The organism is Nocardia africana NBRC 100379, assembly GCF_001612635.1.
GTDB lineage: Bacteria > Actinomycetota > Actinomycetes > Mycobacteriales > Mycobacteriaceae > Nocardia > Nocardia africana.
In genome coordinates this window covers 46,509-61,861 of sequence record NZ_BDAV01000009.1, presented here as the reverse complement: position 1 = coordinate 61,861, position 15,353 = coordinate 46,509, and the positions used below count along the sequence as shown (strand labels likewise).

The 15,353-nt window shown below is 64.9% G+C and carries 12 protein-coding genes and 1 tRNA gene; 6 read left to right on the top strand and 7 right to left on the bottom strand.

The genetic code is table 11. The features are described from left to right. Positions 1–27: 27 nt before the first annotated feature. On the top strand, positions 28–414 hold the full coding sequence (locus tag NA3_RS14870; RefSeq protein WP_062964231.1) for a nuclear transport factor 2 family protein: 387 nt from the start codon (positions 28–30) through the stop codon (positions 412–414). Continuing rightward, positions 411–824 carry a hypothetical protein gene (locus tag NA3_RS14865; RefSeq protein ID WP_062964230.1) on the top strand — a complete coding sequence of 138 codons (414 nt, stop codon included), beginning with the start codon at positions 411–413 and terminating at the stop codon, positions 822–824. Before NA3_RS14870 ends, NA3_RS14865 begins: the two co-directional genes overlap by 4 nt. Positions 825–2,051: 1,227 nt before the next feature. Here NA3_RS14865 and NA3_RS36950 read toward each other — a convergent pair. The 3 genes from NA3_RS36950 to NA3_RS14855 all read right to left on the bottom strand — a co-directional run bounded on the left by NA3_RS36950 (position 2,052) and on the right by NA3_RS14855 (position 6,276). Beyond that, a tRNA-Met gene (locus NA3_RS36950) sits at positions 2,052–2,142 on the bottom strand. A 491-nt stretch (positions 2,143–2,633) separates the two neighbouring features. Beyond that, entirely contained in the window at positions 2,634–4,433 is a 1,800-nt protein-coding gene (locus NA3_RS14860) for an alkyl/aryl-sulfatase (protein ID WP_062964229.1), read from the bottom strand. 181 nt (positions 4,434–4,614) lie between these two features. Continuing rightward, positions 4,615–6,276, bottom strand: a complete 1,662-nt coding sequence (locus tag NA3_RS14855) for a SulP family inorganic anion transporter (RefSeq protein WP_084491569.1) — start codon at positions 6,274–6,276, stop codon at positions 4,615–4,617. A 164-nt stretch (positions 6,277–6,440) separates the two neighbouring features. Between NA3_RS14855 and NA3_RS14850 the strand changes: the two genes are divergently transcribed. Together NA3_RS14850 and NA3_RS14845 are read left to right on the top strand one after the other, a co-directional pair. Then, positions 6,441–7,727 (top strand): ion channel protein, encoded by a 1,287-nt coding sequence (locus NA3_RS14850; protein ID WP_062964227.1) that lies wholly within the window; start codon positions 6,441–6,443, stop codon positions 7,725–7,727. Between the two features lie 169 nt (positions 7,728–7,896). Further along, a complete protein-coding gene (locus NA3_RS14845; RefSeq protein WP_062964226.1) occupies positions 7,897–8,562 on the top strand; it encodes a hypothetical protein in 666 nt (221 codons plus the stop codon). A gap of 251 nt (positions 8,563–8,813) precedes the next feature. On the opposite strand, the gene NA3_RS14840 is transcribed toward NA3_RS14845, so the two are convergent. Next, positions 8,814–10,508, bottom strand: a complete 1,695-nt coding sequence (locus tag NA3_RS14840; protein ID WP_062964225.1) for a SulP family inorganic anion transporter — start codon at positions 10,506–10,508, stop codon at positions 8,814–8,816. A gap of 113 nt (positions 10,509–10,621) precedes the next feature. Further along, positions 10,622–11,218 (bottom strand): alpha/beta hydrolase family protein, encoded by a 597-nt coding sequence (locus tag NA3_RS38615; RefSeq protein ID WP_227995209.1) that lies wholly within the window; start codon positions 11,216–11,218, stop codon positions 10,622–10,624. On the opposite strand from NA3_RS38615, the gene NA3_RS39465 reads away from it, so the two are divergent. Then, positions 11,153–11,365 (top strand): SDR family oxidoreductase, encoded by a 213-nt coding sequence (locus tag NA3_RS39465; protein WP_062964223.1) that lies wholly within the window; start codon positions 11,153–11,155, stop codon positions 11,363–11,365. The genes NA3_RS38615 and NA3_RS39465 overlap by 66 nt on opposite strands. Positions 11,366–11,612: 247 nt before the next feature. Then, the gene (locus NA3_RS14825) at positions 11,613–13,286 is read left to right on the top strand and encodes an alkyl sulfatase dimerization domain-containing protein (protein WP_062964222.1); all 1,674 of its coding nucleotides are present in this window, start codon (positions 11,613–11,615) and stop codon (positions 13,284–13,286) included. Positions 13,287–13,510: 224 nt separating this feature from the next. Here NA3_RS14825 and NA3_RS14815 read toward each other — a convergent pair whose 3' ends face one another. Together NA3_RS14815 and NA3_RS14810 are read right to left on the bottom strand one after the other, a co-directional pair. Then, the gene (locus NA3_RS14815) at positions 13,511–14,365 is read right to left on the bottom strand and encodes an enoyl-CoA hydratase-related protein (protein WP_062964220.1); all 855 of its coding nucleotides are present in this window, start codon (positions 14,363–14,365) and stop codon (positions 13,511–13,513) included. Positions 14,366–14,390: 25 nt separating this feature from the next. Further along, entirely contained in the window at positions 14,391–15,296 is a 906-nt protein-coding gene (locus NA3_RS14810; protein WP_062964583.1) for an NAD(P)H-dependent flavin oxidoreductase, read from the bottom strand. Positions 15,297–15,353 lie beyond the last annotated feature (57 nt).

Here is a 15,353-nt window from a genome sequence, read left to right as displayed (position 1 = left end):
AGGACTTGGCTGAACTAAGTTCATTTCATGAGTTATCCGATCGAGGACTACTACGCCGTCGTCGACTCCGGCGAACTCGGCGACGCCGTGGACCTGCTCGCCGAGGACGTCGAGTTCGTCATGGTGCTGCCGTCCGGAGTACGAACAGGCAGGGGCCGTGCCGCCATGCTGGAGTATCTGGGCGGTAGGCCCGATGTCGACCGTAAGCATCGGGTGCTGCGGGTGGCCGCCGACGGTGACATGCAGTTCGCGCACGGTGCGGTCATCGAGAACGGCACGGTGACCACCGGGTATTTCGTCGCCGCCATGCACTTCGACGCAGTCGGCCGTATCGACCGCTACCAGGTCACGTTCAACGCCGAATTCCCTATGATGCCAGGCGGATTCACTCTCGAAGGAGCACAACGAGCATGACGGCCACCGCTTCGACGCCGACCCTCGCGCGCTGGTTCGAATACATGGATTCCGACGACCCGGATCGGGTGCTGACCATGATCTCCCCCGATTTCGTCATGTCAGTGCAGTTCTCCCGGGGCGCCGGGCAGAGCACAGAGTTCGTCGGCGACCGCGATGGCTTGATCAGCTACCTGCAACAGCGGGAGAAGAGCACACTCGTCCATCACATCGACGCGGGCGCCGTGGTCGGCGCGTGCGAACTGGTACTCGGCCGGACCACTCGGGCGGAGGCGTTCGAGGCATCGTTCAACGCCTCGGCCCAGTTCGACACCGACGGCAAAGTACGGCGTCTGCTCATCGCCCGGACGCCCGAGGTCGCATTCGACGGGCTGACCGCCCGGCATGACGGCATCGACAACCCCCACTGAGCAGGATCGTTCAGCCGTTCGAGGGTCGTGCGTCGAGCACGGCCGGCTGAGCGCTCATGTCTCCATCGCTGAAGCGGCTCAACGCGCCAGCGTCTGCCGAGACACCATCCATCGAATGACCGCCGACAGACAGCTACACGCATACAGATTTCGCGTCAGGTCCGCATCGCCGTGGAAGACATCGACAAAGCCACGACTGACCTACACAAACAAAGTGGACCTGGCTGGACGTTACGCGAGACGGGATGGCCTGCGGAAGCTCGAAAAGCTTACCGCCAGAATCGAATCCGACAACCCCGAACCCAGGCGACGGCAGCGGAAATCAGCCACACCGGCGCAGCGCAAGCCAGCCCGGAGCATCCAACGACGACTCCCTCGCCACACCATCGACGAACTCGTCGAGGCTTACCGCGACGGCGCAACAACGCTCGAACTCGCTGCCTGATACGAACATCTCCAAAACCGCCATCTTGAACCTGCTCACCCGAGAAGACGTCACCCGCCGACACCAAACCCCTCACCGACGCCGACATCGACCACCTCGAAAACCTCTACCTCACCTGGTTGACCGCCGCCACGATCGCCCCGATGACGCCGGCGATACCGGAAGCGATGAACAATCAGTCCGTCGCGGCGCGGACCTCCCGCCATCCCAGCTCGGCCAATTGCGCCGAGATGAGGTCGCCGACCAACTGTGCGTTTCTCGCTTTGCCGGTACGGAAAGGTGGATGAGCGCGGGTCGCGGGAATGGTCGTGGTGGGTGCTAGGCCCGCGCGCAACGACCTGCCCGACCTGATCGGCCGCGCTGGTACACCCAGTTCTTCGCGGTACTGGTCAGCATTCTCGGATTGGCCGGCGGCCTCATCATCGGTGCCAACCGCGGCAACGGGAACACCGACGCCATCGACTGGATCAAAAGCTGAGTCTCGCTCCGACTACGGACGTGTGAAGGGCAGGAACACCTCTTGTGCCCCGACCACTCCCCCGGACCGGGCTGCTGGGGTCGGTCGACAACCGGGTGTGTGATCTGCTTGGGCCGCACCCCAGCGATCGCAGTCCCATCCGTCCCGTGACCTCCGCTGAATATCAGCTGGTGCAACGCATTTCACTACCCTTGGACGCTGACAGGCAGCGACGATTCGCCGATGATGCCAAATCCGTTGCCGAGAACCTCGACAAAAATTGAGGGCGGTCCTGAAACCTGCTGGTCAGGACCGCCCTCGTTTGTAGCGGGGACAGTATTTGAACCTGCGACCTCTGGGTCATGAGCCCAGCGAACAGCAGGCCCGGCAGCACTTTCCTGCCACCACCGCCCGCCTGAGTCAGGCTCACTCGTTTCTGCCCCCGCGCCCGGAGGGGAAGCACCCGCCGTGACCCTAATATCACTCCCGTCCCAGCAGCCCCAACAGTCACGGGACCCAGCTGAGTTCGAATCAGGAAACAACGACATTTCCGCAGATCAGAGGACTATACGAGCCAAAAGCCAACTCAGGGACGACGAAAGGTCAGAACCCAAGAAAGCCCTGACCAGGCATTATAAGAATTTGCGGACCTGGCTGGACGGTATGCGAAACGGGGATGCGGATCGATAAATAGGCTGTGACAGCATGCTCTGCTCATTAAGCCTCCATTTGACGAGCGGTAAATCTGCAGTCCCCAGTCGGCGACCAGGTCGAGCGGGGCCCGAAGGCGCACTCATCCTGCGTCAGGCCGAAGGCACCACCGAACCCCTCGACCACGTTGCCGCGGCACTGGTAACGCGCGCTCCACCCTGACGGCAAATCGACCAAGCTCGGCGCCGGCAGTGTTTCAGGGGGTGACGATATTGAAATCCGTATCCACGGCATCGGTGCACGCGAGTAACCGGGACCACACGGAGGTGTCGCCGCGGGCCTCGATCTCCTCCAGTGATCCGGTCGCGATGAGTTTCAACAGTTCGACCTTGGTCAAGGTGACCTCCAGGTCGGCGTCGACCTTCTTGTCGGTTCGATGATGGACCAGAGCCCCGTTGCTGAGTTCCATCCGGTATCGCTCGCCGGTATCGGTGAAAGCCCAATTGATCGAAAGCTTGTCGTCCCACGCCTTGGGCCCGACTATGCGAAGGGAGATCGTGTCGAACAGCTGGGTGACACTCATGGCCGGTGCGAGACCGCTGCCCTGTTCGATCGGCGTATGGAAGTTGCCGTTACGCAACTCGTGTGCTCCGACGAGGAAGCAGTTGCGCCAGGTCGCGTTCTCGGAACCGTACCCGAGCCGTTCCAGGACATCGGCCAGCGCCTGCCGCGCATCGGAGTTGTCGGGGGCGGCGAATACGGCATGGCTGCCGAGTTCGGCGGCGAAGCGGAGATCGCCGTTGCCGGCATACTCACGGACCTTCGCGACGGTGGCCTCCACGCCGCCGAGGAGCTCGACGTAGCGCTTGGCCTGTTGCTCCGGCGGATGCTGCCACAGATGCGCGGGGTTGCCGTCGTACCAGCCGAGGTAACGCTGATAGATGGCTTTGACGCCGTGGCTGACCGACCCGTAATAGCCGTGGGTGTGCCACTTCGCATCCAACTGCGGTGGCAATTCCATGTGTTCGGCGATCTCGATGCCGGTGTAGCCCTGATTGAGCAGCCGCAGGGTTTGGTCGTGCAGGTATGCGTACATGTCGCGCTGTTCGGTGAGGAATGCGACGATGGCGTCTTTGCCCCATGTCGGCCAATGGTGCGAGGCGAAAATGACATCGGCGCGGTCGGCGAACATCTCGATGGCCTCGGCGATGTAGCGCGACCAGTTCCGCGCATCGCGAACCTGTGCCCCGCGCAGGGTCAGCAGATTGTGCAGATTATGAGTGACGTTCTCCGCCAGGCACAGCGCCCGATGATCGGGAAACAGAAAATTCATCTCCGCCGGCGCTTCGGTTCCCGGTGTCATCTGAAAGGCGATTCGGACCCCGTCGATGACCTCTTCCTGCCCGGTCTCGGTGATTTCCAGTGTGGGTGCGAGCAATCCGACCGTTCCGGTGGAGGCTGCGGAGCCGAGGCCCATGCCGACTCGCCCTATCGGGCCCTTGGGCAGTTCGCCACCGGAGTAGTAGACGCCGCGCCGCAGCATCGCGGTGCCGGCGTAGACGTTTTCCGAGACCGCATGCTCCATGAAGTGCGCCGGCGCCACGATCGGAACAGTGGTGTCATGTTCGACCGTGCCGAGCACTCCGCCGTAGTGGTCGATATGCGGATGGGTGTAGATCACTGCGGTCACCGCCTTGTTGCCCCGATGCTGCCGATACAGCGCCAGCGCGGCCGCGGCGGTCTCGGAGCTGATCAAAGGGTCGATGACGATGACGCCGTTGTCCGATTCGACCAGGGTCATATTCGACAAGTCGAGGCCGCGGACCTGATAGATCCCTTCGGTCACCTGGAACAACCCATGTTTCGCAGTGAGTTGACTCTGGCGCCACAGACTCGGATCCACCGTGTCGGCGCCGTCCGCGTCGAGGAATCGGTAGGCGTCGATATCCCAGACGACTCGCCCGTCGGCCGCCTCGACAATGCACGGGTCCAGTGTCGCGATCAGTCCCTTCGCGGAGTTCTCGAAGTCGGTCCGGTCGGCGAAATCTGTTGGCATGTGAACCTCCACGATCGAAATGGACCCGAACAAGCCAGACATCGAGCGTCGCAGGGGTGGCCTACAATCGCATCACCCGCCGCGGATGAAATCGAACACGCAAGCACCTTCGGCTGCTCCGCCCGTCTGCGAGCGTGCTGTGCCCGGCTGCGGCATCTCCCTCGCCCGTATGCCCCCGGGGTTAGCTCAGCGCTTCCTCGAGCGATGCGTACACGCGCAGTGTTTCGCTGGTGAAACTCCACTCGTCGAGCGCAGAACGCACCGAACCTTCCGGATGCGCAATTCGCAGTTGAATTCCGGCCGAGGCGAGTTCGGTGTGGAGGCCGGTCAACATCTGCGCTGCCGAGACATCGACGCTGCCAGTTGCCATGGCGTCGAGCACCACGATGCGTGGCTCGGCTACGGAGCAGATCGCCATGATGCGGTCGCGAACGAATTCGGCGTTTGCGAAGTGCAAGGGGGAAGCGAGCCGCGCCACCGTGATGCCCGGCCCTGCGGGAGCGAAAGGGATCGGGTCGGTCGCCCGTTCTGCCGGCACTCGGACGACATTGGGGTGGGCAGATCCCACCAGTAGCAACAGCGCGGATAGGCCGACGGTCGCCACCAGACCTGCAAGGACACCGAGCGCAACGGTCACTGTCCCAACGACGACCGCAGCCGCGAATTCGATCCAGGCGATCCTGCGATCAGCGTGATCACTGTCGAATGGGCGGGCGCGGAACAGGCGAAGGGCTGCCGGGCCGATGAGCGCGCCGACGAGAACCACCGCGATGGCAGCCGGAACCGTTCGGGGCAAAGCGGTGAGGATCGGAGAGGCGAAAGGCAATGCGAAAACTGTCGACACCGCCACGAATAGTCCACCGATGCGGGTCGAGAAATGAGTCCGGCGCCCGCAGATCACCGATGCCGTTGTGCCACTGACGATCATTCCGGAAATCAGTCCGGACCCGAGATTGGCGGCGGCGAGTGCAACCACCTCACGATTGCTCGAGACCTTCGGTGCGGCGTCGCCAGGTGTCGGAGACCGAAAAGTCGAGGCGAGACTGACCAGAGCCAGTCCGATCGCGGGGACGAGCATGTCTGCGTAGTCGTGAAGCCCGACAGACGGTGGACCGATCCGCAGGGCCTTGCCCGGGATGGCCGCGAAGGGGTCCGGGTTACCGATGCCGATTCCGAATAGATGGCCGCATCCCACACCGATCAATACGGCAAGCAGCGCGCTGGGGACAACAGGCACCCACCGTCGGACGCAGATCATCACGACGAGACCGAGACCGCCAATCAGCGCGGCTCCAGTGTCTATCTCACTCAGATGCGACAGGACCCGCCGCACCTGCTGCAGGCTGTTTCCGTCGGTAGGCTGCTCCATTCCCAGTAGCGCGGGGAGCTGACCGATACAAATCGCGATCCCGAGCCCGACCGACAAACCCAACAAAACGGATTCCGGGACGAATGTGGCAATGAAGCTCCATCGAAGAACTGCCACCAGTGAAAGCAGCACGCCGACAAGCATCGCGAGGGCAGAGGTCATGGCGAGATAGCGAAATCCATCGCCTCCAGCTCGCGGCCCGACGATGGCAGCTGATATGACTGCGATAAGAGCCACAGGGCTCATCACGAGCTGATTCGAGCCACCGAAGAGGGCGTACAAGGCGAGACCCGGAACCACGCTGACCAGACCGACCCACCCCGGCACGCCGGCTACTGCGGCAAAGGCGAGCGCCGCTGGAACAAGCGAAGCCCAAACCACAAGCGCTGCAACGGAATCGTCACGCAGCCCATGCCGCCCGTAGTCACGCAACGACGCGATCGAGACCGACCCGAACAACCGAAGCGATTCCATGCGACCCCCTTTCAGCAAGAGTCGAACACGCGGCCGCGCGGCGCGGTCAAACCGCGCCTGCTCGGATCTATGTATCACCGCGCGGGGCGCCCGTTGCGCGAATCAGGGCCAAATCACCCTCGAAGGGCGAGGAAGCACGAACCCACCGCCCTCACGCTGGACCAATGAGCTCGCCCGCACCAGAATCGACCAACCCCCCGGCTTCGAGACTTGCCGCCTTGGCGGTGCCGGCGATGCTCGCCGGAATCGGCTGCGCGGTCACCCTGATCGCGCTCAGCGTCGCGGCCAACCGCCTACAAGACCTCCTGTGGACGGACCTGCCCCAGGGACTCGGCGTCGCCGACGACTCCAGGTGGTGGACAATGGCGATGCTGACCGCGGTCGGCGTAGCAGTCGGCCTGGTGGTGTGGAAGGTGCCCGGACACGCGGGACCGGACCCCGCGACGACCGGCCTGGTCGCCGAACCCCTGCGGTTGTCGGTGCTCCCGAGTCTGACGCTGGCCATCGTGATCGGCCTGGCCGGAGGCGTCAGTCTCGGGCCGGAGAATCCGATCATCGCAATCAACACCGCCCTGACCGTATGGGTCTTCAGCCGAGTATGGCGCAGCGTCCCGGTCGAGATGGCGGTGGCGTTGGCCGCGGCCGCCACCATCGGGGCGATGTTCGGGACCCCGGTCGCTGCGGCATTGCTGTTCACCGAGATCGCCGCCACCACACCCGGCGGGCGGGTCTGGGACAAACTCTTCGCACCACTCGTGGCCGCCGCATCGGGGGCGCTGACCATGACCGCGTTCGGCGCACCCGTCTTCGCGGTGAGCGTGCCGCCGTACTCCGAACCCGCGCTGGTAGATCTGGTCAGCGCCGTGGTCATCGCTCTCGCCACGGCTCTGCTGTGCCTGGCGGCGGTCTACGCATTCCCCGTAGTACACGGATTCTTCCACCGGCTTCGGAATCCATTACTCGCCATCACGCTCGGCGGCGTGCTGCTCGGACTCCTCGGCGCACTCGGCGGCCGGATCACCTTGTTCAAGGGCCTCGACGAGATGAAGCAGTTGACCGACGACTCGGGCGACATGTCCACCTCCCATCTGCTACTGGTTACGGTCGTCAAACTCGCCGCGCTGTTGATCGCGGCCAGCTGCGGATTTCGCGGCGGACGCATTTTCCCCGCCGTCTTCATCGGGGTCGGCGCCGGCCTCGTAGCGCACAGCATGATCTCGGCGATCCCATCAGCCGTCGCCGTCTCCGCGGGAGTGCTCGGCGCCGTGCTGGTCGTGGCGCGCGACGGCTGGCTGGCACTATTCATGGCGGCCACCACGATCGGAGACATTCGAATTCTGCCGGTGCTGTGTGTGGCCATCCTGCCGCTGTGGCTGCTGGTCGCCAACCGGCCGGAAATGTTGCTCACGCCGCACGCCGTCCCTGCACCACAGCCAAAGGCTGCGCGATAGACCTCGCGGATGATTCTCGCGACGATCACGTTGGTCGGCCGGGGCTTTCGCTATCTCGAACTCAGCAAGACCCCCATCACGTTCATCCGCGGTGGGTGAGGACACCGTGTTCGCACCGAGGGAAAGTCCCGGACGACAAGGTAATCCGATCGTTTCGAGGAGAGGTCATATGGCGCGGCTCGCTCATTTCGGAATCGTCCTCGCGGCTGCCGTGGGGGCGGCAGTCGCCGCGTTGCCGAGCGTCGCCGCCGATCCGCCGGCCGGTGCGGGTGTGCATATCAGTGCCTCGGCCGACAATCGAAAATGCCAGGTGACGTTCAAGATCGACAACTACACCAACGCTCACAACTGGTACACCCTGGACTATTGGTTCTCCCAGGAGGATCAGCCCTGGGCCCCACCGGACGCGGAACCGCTGCCGAGCGGCTGGCCCGACCCGCTGCCGTCCCCGTGGCGGTTCGTGCCCGGCGCCAAGAAACCGGTTGCGCGCTACACGCCGCCGAGCCCGGACGATTCGCCCGGCTCCATACGTGGCGCACTCCCGGCCGACTTCCCTGCAGCGGACCGCTATCAAGCTCCGTACACGAACTTCAATCCATCCGCCCTGACAACACCTTTCACCACGACCGTCACGTTCGACCTCCGGACCGTCGACCCGGCCCCGCCCACCACCACCGATGGGACATACACGCTGCGCTATCGCGTGTACCTGGGCCCGCAAACCGAGACCTACGGCCAGCTGGTGCCGAAGTCAATCACCGTCGGCGGGTGCAATTCCGGCGGAGGCTCGAGCGGGTCCGCGGACATGGGCTCCAGCGGATCCGCTGGAGCCTGACGCGAGCGGCCCGGGCGCCACCCACGGGCATCGGCTGCGTCGACGGCGCGTACCGCGTTCTGCGAGTGCGTATTTCGCGCCAGACTTCGACCGGCTCGCCGGTGATCATGAGCCACTTGCCTCGCCCCGGCCGGGGCCGCGCACCGCGCCGCTCCCCATCTGGGCGAGTGCAACTTCACCACATAGGATCCACCGGCTATGGGTAGGCGGCTTGCGAATTCTGAACTGGCCGCCGGCATTGCGAACTGCTGTTACTTGTGGTTCGCGATCCATACGCGGGCGTGGGCGAGCGCGGCGTCCAAGGCGCCGAAAACCTGATCGGTCGCCTCGAAGATGTTGTCGCGGCCGATCACGTCGGTCAGACCGCTGTGGTCGAAGACCCGAGTGAATTTCCGGTCGATGCCCGCGATGACCAGAAGACTTCCGTTGTCCGTTACCGTCGCCGCGTGCCGGGTCAGATCCTGGATCACCGTCGCCGACGGCACGTCCGGCATCGAGCGCAGACTCAGGATCAACACCCCGCCTCGCATGTTGCTTGCCGACGGCCAAGACTCGTCGATGCGGGGTATCTCGGCGAACAAGCCGACGCCCGCGTAGTGCAGGACGGTGACCTCACCGCTGGGGCATTCGCTGGGAACGTCCACGATCCGCCATTGCCCGTCGTCGCAGGGTTGCAGCGCAACGAGTTTCGCGAAGCGCGACGCCTGCACGCAATACAGCAGCAACGACAGTGCCGCGCCGATCAGGATCGCATTCTGCAACGGCAGCTGCGTCGTGGCAAGAAAGGTGATCGCCATCGCCAGCGCCGACCACGGCGCGGTGCGCATCACCAAGCGAATATCGCCCCACCGGCCCGCCACCAGCTCCACGCCGATGACGAGAACGAGACCACCGATCACCGCCATCGGAATGATCTCGGCCACCGATCCGGCAACGAGGACGAGCCCGATCAACCACACCCCGGCGAAGATCCCGGCCCACCGCGTCTGCGCCCCCGCAGACACCGCGACCCCCGTTCGTGACAGCGAGCCACCGGTCGGCAAGGCACCGAAGAATCCACCGGCGATATTCGCCGCCCCCTGCGCGACGAAATCACCGGAAGCGTTCGGCCGGCTCCCGTCCGGATTGGGCACCGCACTCGAGATCCCTGCCGCCTGGGCGAGCGCCACCAACGCCACAGCGAACGCGCCCACCAGCAACTCCGGTAACGACGCCATCGCCGGAAGTGTCGGTGCGGGAAAGGCATTCGGGATCGATGCGATATTTCCCACGGTGTCGACACCGACACCGATCAACGCCACCGCCGCCGTCACCACGACCAACGCGATCAAGGTCGCCAGCGATGCCATCGGCTTCACCAGCCGGCACACTGCCCACACCGCGACGGTCGCCGCGGTCACCGCCACCGTCGTGCCGTGCCACGAACCGATGTGCGCGAGCGAGTCAGCGATCTTGGCGATCGTATTGTGCCGATGCGGTTCGTAGCCGGTGGCGTCACCGAGCACACCGGCCACGATCTGCACGGCTATACCGGTGGTAAATCCCGTCATCACCGCGCTCGATACGAAACTCATGATCGAACCGGCCCGGACGAGCCCGAGCACCGCCATCACCACACCGACGAGAATCACCAGCATGGCGATATTGCCGGGTTCGTGCGGGTCGAGACCGGCCGAGGTCAGCACGCTCTGCGAGGAGAGCGCGATCGCGCTCGTCAACGTGGTCACCATCAACACCGTGCGCGTCAGCACCGAACCGGCGAGCGTGGGAATCATTCCGGAATACAGACCGGTGACCGGATTGAACCCGCCGATACTGGCGTAGGCCATACCCTCCGGAATGGAGAAGAGACCGGTAACGAGGCCGGCCAGCACATCTCGCGGTGCCGGCCGGCCGAGCCTCCGGCCGAACGAGCGCACCAGCCCGGCCGGTGCGAGCCGCTTCATTCTCGCTCCTCGCGCGCCAGAAATTGCACCATCGTGCCAGACTCCCCCGCCCGACATGCCGACTGCCTCACCCGAAACGGGTGGACTTCAGCCGGTCCTACGCCGGTTGTCGTTCAGTTCGCCGGAATCAGCGCGACGGGACGGCAGGGAGCGGGGCCGAGGCCGCGGTCGGGGTCGAGAGCCTGTTCCACGAAATGGATCACACGCTCGTCGTAGGGCAGATTGGCGTGTTCGGTCATATCGGCTGGACAGTCGTCCTGAACGGTGATCTGGTGGACTGTCGCGCCGGGTCCCGGTGTGAGGTAGCTGTTCTGGTACGGCGTGATGAGTTCGTCGTATCGGGTACTGATCGTGGTGTACCGGACTCCGGGATCGGTTTCGCCGCCCTCGTTGAGATGGCGGATGAATTCGTGGCGGCTTCCGTTTTCGGCGGCGCCGATTCCGTAGATCTTGCCGAACAGGCTCACGCCGCCGGTTCCGCCGAGGTTGAATTCGCGCACGAGCGGCTCGAGTCCGAACAGATCGGATCCGCGGAACGGGCCGGCGAGCGCGATCAAACTCCGCACCTTGTTGGCGGACGGGTCGGCGCGATCGGTTCCGCCGTCGAACCGCATGTACTGGCGCGCAACGCTTACCCCCTGCGAGTGGCCGACCAGATCCACCTGACGCACTCCGGTGTGGGCCAGTACCGCGTCGACGAATGCCTCCATCTGCAAGCGAAGACCGCCGAAGTCACACCGCTTCGGCGCGTGGGACAGCCGGGAGATATCGCCAACGCGGTCGCGTTCCTGACCTCGGAAGAGGCGTCGTTCAAAACCGGTCAGACGCTGTACGTCGACGGCGGGCGGCGACTGTAACCTGCCGTCGTCGACGGATCCACGACTGTCCACCGCCGGAAGGTGTCGGTCCGTGCAGAGTTCATCCGCTTCGGGTGATGCGGTGCGCCGGTGGTCAGGCGAATCTTGTATTCGCACGTATCCATTGCGGACTGCGGAGGCGACGATGGCGGATAAGTACTGGTTGGGAGCCGATACGGGGATTACGTTCACTCCGTCGGGGAAGAATCGCGCCTACACCGAATATGCGGACACTGTGCCCCGGGAGATGAGCGATCACTCTCGCACGATGGATCCGGGCGTGTTCGAGATCGTCGGTAAGGGCGTGTACCAGATCTTCGGCTACGCGCTCTCGGCGATGACGGTGGTGGTCGGCGAGGACGGAGTGATCCTGATCGACCCGCCCGAGGACGTCGAAAAGGGCCGGCGCATGCGCCAGGAGCTGGAGAAGATCACCGACAAACCGATCCGCGCGATCGTCTACTCCCACTGGCACACCGACCACTACGCCGGTGTGAAGGCCTTCGCCACTCAGGAACAGGTCGACGCCGGTGAGATCGCGATCATCGCCCACCGCGACTTCATGGACAACGTCATCGCCAACTCCATCGCAGGCGACGGCCCGATCATCGCCGCCCGCCTGGACTACTCACTCGGCACCCTGCTCGAGGTCGGACCGCGGGGCCGCGTCAACGGCGGCATCGGCCCGGACTTCGTCATGGAAACCATCTCCCTGATCCCGCCCACGATCCCGGTCGACGACCGGCTCGAACACACCATCGCCGGTGTGCGCATGGTGCACTTCTGGGCACCGTCGGAGGCGATCGACGAAATCGTCACCTGGTTCCCCGACCTCGGCGTGCTCCAATCGGCGGAAGTGATTCAAGGCGAATCGTTTCCGAACCTGCACAGCATCCGCGGCAGCCGATACCGCGACCCCCAAGCCTGGTTCAAATCCATAGACAAATACCTGCGACCCCTGCCCGCGGAGTTCATGATCCCCTCCCACGGCCGCCCGCTCGCCGGCCGGACTGAAGTCGCGCGGGTCCTGCGCGACTACCGCGACGCCATCTCCTACGTCTACGACCAGACCATCCGCCACATGAACAAAGGCCTGCTGCCCGACGACCTCGTCGCCACCGTCCAGTTGCCCGACTCGCTGGCAAGCAGTGAATGGCTGGGCAACTTCTACGGCGGGGTCCCGCACTCGGTGCGCCAGATCTACGTCGGCGAACTCGGCTGGTTCGACGCCGACCCCACCACCCTCGCCCCCATCCACGCCGTGGAAGCCTCCCGCCGATACGTGGCCCTGATGGGCGGCCGCGACACAGTCGTAGCCGAAGCCGAACGCGTCGCCGGAGAAGGCGACCATCAGTGGGCCGCTGAACTACTGCGCCACGTCGTGCGCATCGACACCGACGACACCGAAGCCCGCCAACTCAAGGCAGAAGCGTTGCGGCACATCGGATACACCACCCCGAACAGCAACTGGCGCAACTTCTACCTCACCGCCGCACGCGAACTCGACGGCACGATCGACTACTCGCTGGCCATCTCCATCGACGCCCCCGACCAAGTCGCCGCCCTGCCTGTGCCCGCTTTGCTGGAAGGCCTACGGTTCCGCATCGACCCCGACCGCGCTGCCGGCGTCACCGCGGCGGCAGGGTTCCGGATCACCGACACCGGCGACACCATCGGACTGCTGATCCGCAACGGCGTCGTCGAACCGATCACCGAGATCCCCGACAACCCGATATTCGTGGCCGAACTACCGAAACTCGCAGTCATCGGCATGCTCTTCACCGACTTGAACCAGGGCCTCGTCAAAGCCCTCGACGACGGCCACGCCACCCTCACCACCGGCACCCCCGGCGACACTGCCAGCTTCTTCGGATACTTCGACCCCAAACCGCACGACCACGTCACCCTCGCCGACCGATAGCGGCGAACGGTCGTCGCCGGTCCGCCAAGGCATCAGCAAGGAAGCGGTCGTCGACAACGTCGAAGAAACACTCGAATGCGGTACGCACTCCGCCTTCGAGTGTCGTTCCGCCTACCACCGCGGCCTCGATCTCGAGCAGCAAGTAGGCCAAGCGATCGCGAACACACATCTCGTCGGGCGTCGCGTGGTCCGGTGAAGCGTCGTCGTGTGGCATCGAGGCTCGGCTATCGGCTGGTCGACGCCGTGTCGGCCTGATCGATTCCCTTCCACGGCACGACAGCCGGTATGTCGGCGGGGACGCGTCCGGGGAAGTCCGGGCTCCGTCGCTGCAGGAACGACGTGATGCCCTCGACCGCGTCGGCGCTGCCGCCCAGTCCCGCAATCAGTTTCGAGTCCATTGCATGCGCGGGATACGGGCTGTCGAAGGCGCTCAGCCGCAACAGCATCTGGCGGGTGACCGCGACCGACACCGGCGCCGTGTGTTCGATCAGGTCTTTCGCGTACGTCTCGGCGGCGGGAAGAACCTGGTCGGGCTCGACGACCTGGTGCACGAGCCCACCGGCCAATGCCTCCGCTGCCGGGAACACTCGTCCGGTGAGCATCCAGTCCATCGCCCGTCCCATGCCCACGATGCGCGGCAGATGCCACGCCGAAGCGCCCTCGGGGAAGAACCCGCGGCGGGTGAAGACGTAGCCGAACCGGCTGTCGGTGGCGGCGATGCGGTAGTCCGAGGGCAGGATGATCGTCGATCCGGCACCGACCGCGGCGCCGCGGATCGCGGCGATGACGGGTTTGGTGCATTCGAAGATCCGGCGCGAGCACTGCCCGGCAGGCTCGAGCCAGTCCTCGCTGACCTCGTCGCCAGGCGCGCCGCTGGACAGGTCCATGCCGACGCAGAAGTCGGCCCCTTCGCCGGTCAGGATGATCGCGCGCACGTCCGGATCGTGGTCTGCCACGGTGAACGCGTCACCGAGTTCGGCGGCGATGGTCAGCGTGTACCCATTGCGCGCCGCGGGCCGATTCATGCTGATGGTGGCGATGTGGTCGCGCACCGAGTACAGGATCTCTTCGTAGCTCATGTCGTCCTCGGGGTGGGCTCTCGGATTACCGGACGGGCAGCAGGTCGTCGCTCGCCAGCGCAGCCAGGCGCCGACGTGCTTGGGCGTATTCCCGGGTCAATCGGCCGACCAGGTCGGATACCGGCACAACCGCATCGATCGGGCCGATTCCCTGTCCCGAACCCCAGATGTCGCGCCAGGCTTTCGCATCGGTGTTGCCGCCGGAGCCGAAATTCATCGCGGCAGGGTCCGACACCGGCAGGTTGTCCGGGTCGAGACCGGCCGACTCGATGCTGCCGCGCAGATAGTTGCCGTGCACGCCGGTGAACAGGTTCGTGTAGACGATGTCGGCGGCTGCCGATGTCAGGATCTGATCCTTGTACGCGTCGGCGGCATCGGCCTCCTCGGTGGCGATGAACGCCGACCCGACGTAGGCGAGATCGGCACCCGCTGCCTGGGCCGCGAGCACCGACCGTCCGTGCGCGATGGCGCCGGACAGCAGCAGCAGTCCGTCGAACCATTGCCGGATCTCGGAGAGCAGCGCGAACGGTGACTGTGTGCCCGCGTGCCCGCCCGCACCGGCGGCTACTGCGATCAGACCGTCGTACCCCGCGTCCGCGGCCTTGCGCGCGAAGCGGTTGTTGATCACATCGTGCAATACGATGCCGCCATAGGAGTGGACCGCGCCGACGACTTCGGACCGCAGGCCGAGCGAGGTGATCACCACCGGCACACGGTGGTCGACCACAGCGGCGAGGTCGGACTCCCAGCGCGTATTCGACCGGTGCACAATCAGGTTCGCGGCGTAAGGCGCACCCGACACCGCCTCGCCGATCTCGGCCAGCCACTCCCGCAGCGACTGCGACGATCGCGCATTCAATGTCGGGAACGATCCGACAACCCCCGAACGCGACTGTGCGATGACCAGTTTCGGCTTCGAGATGAGGAACATCGGCGCCGCGACCACCGGCAGGGTCAGTGAGCGCACGAGTACGGAGACTTCCAGCAC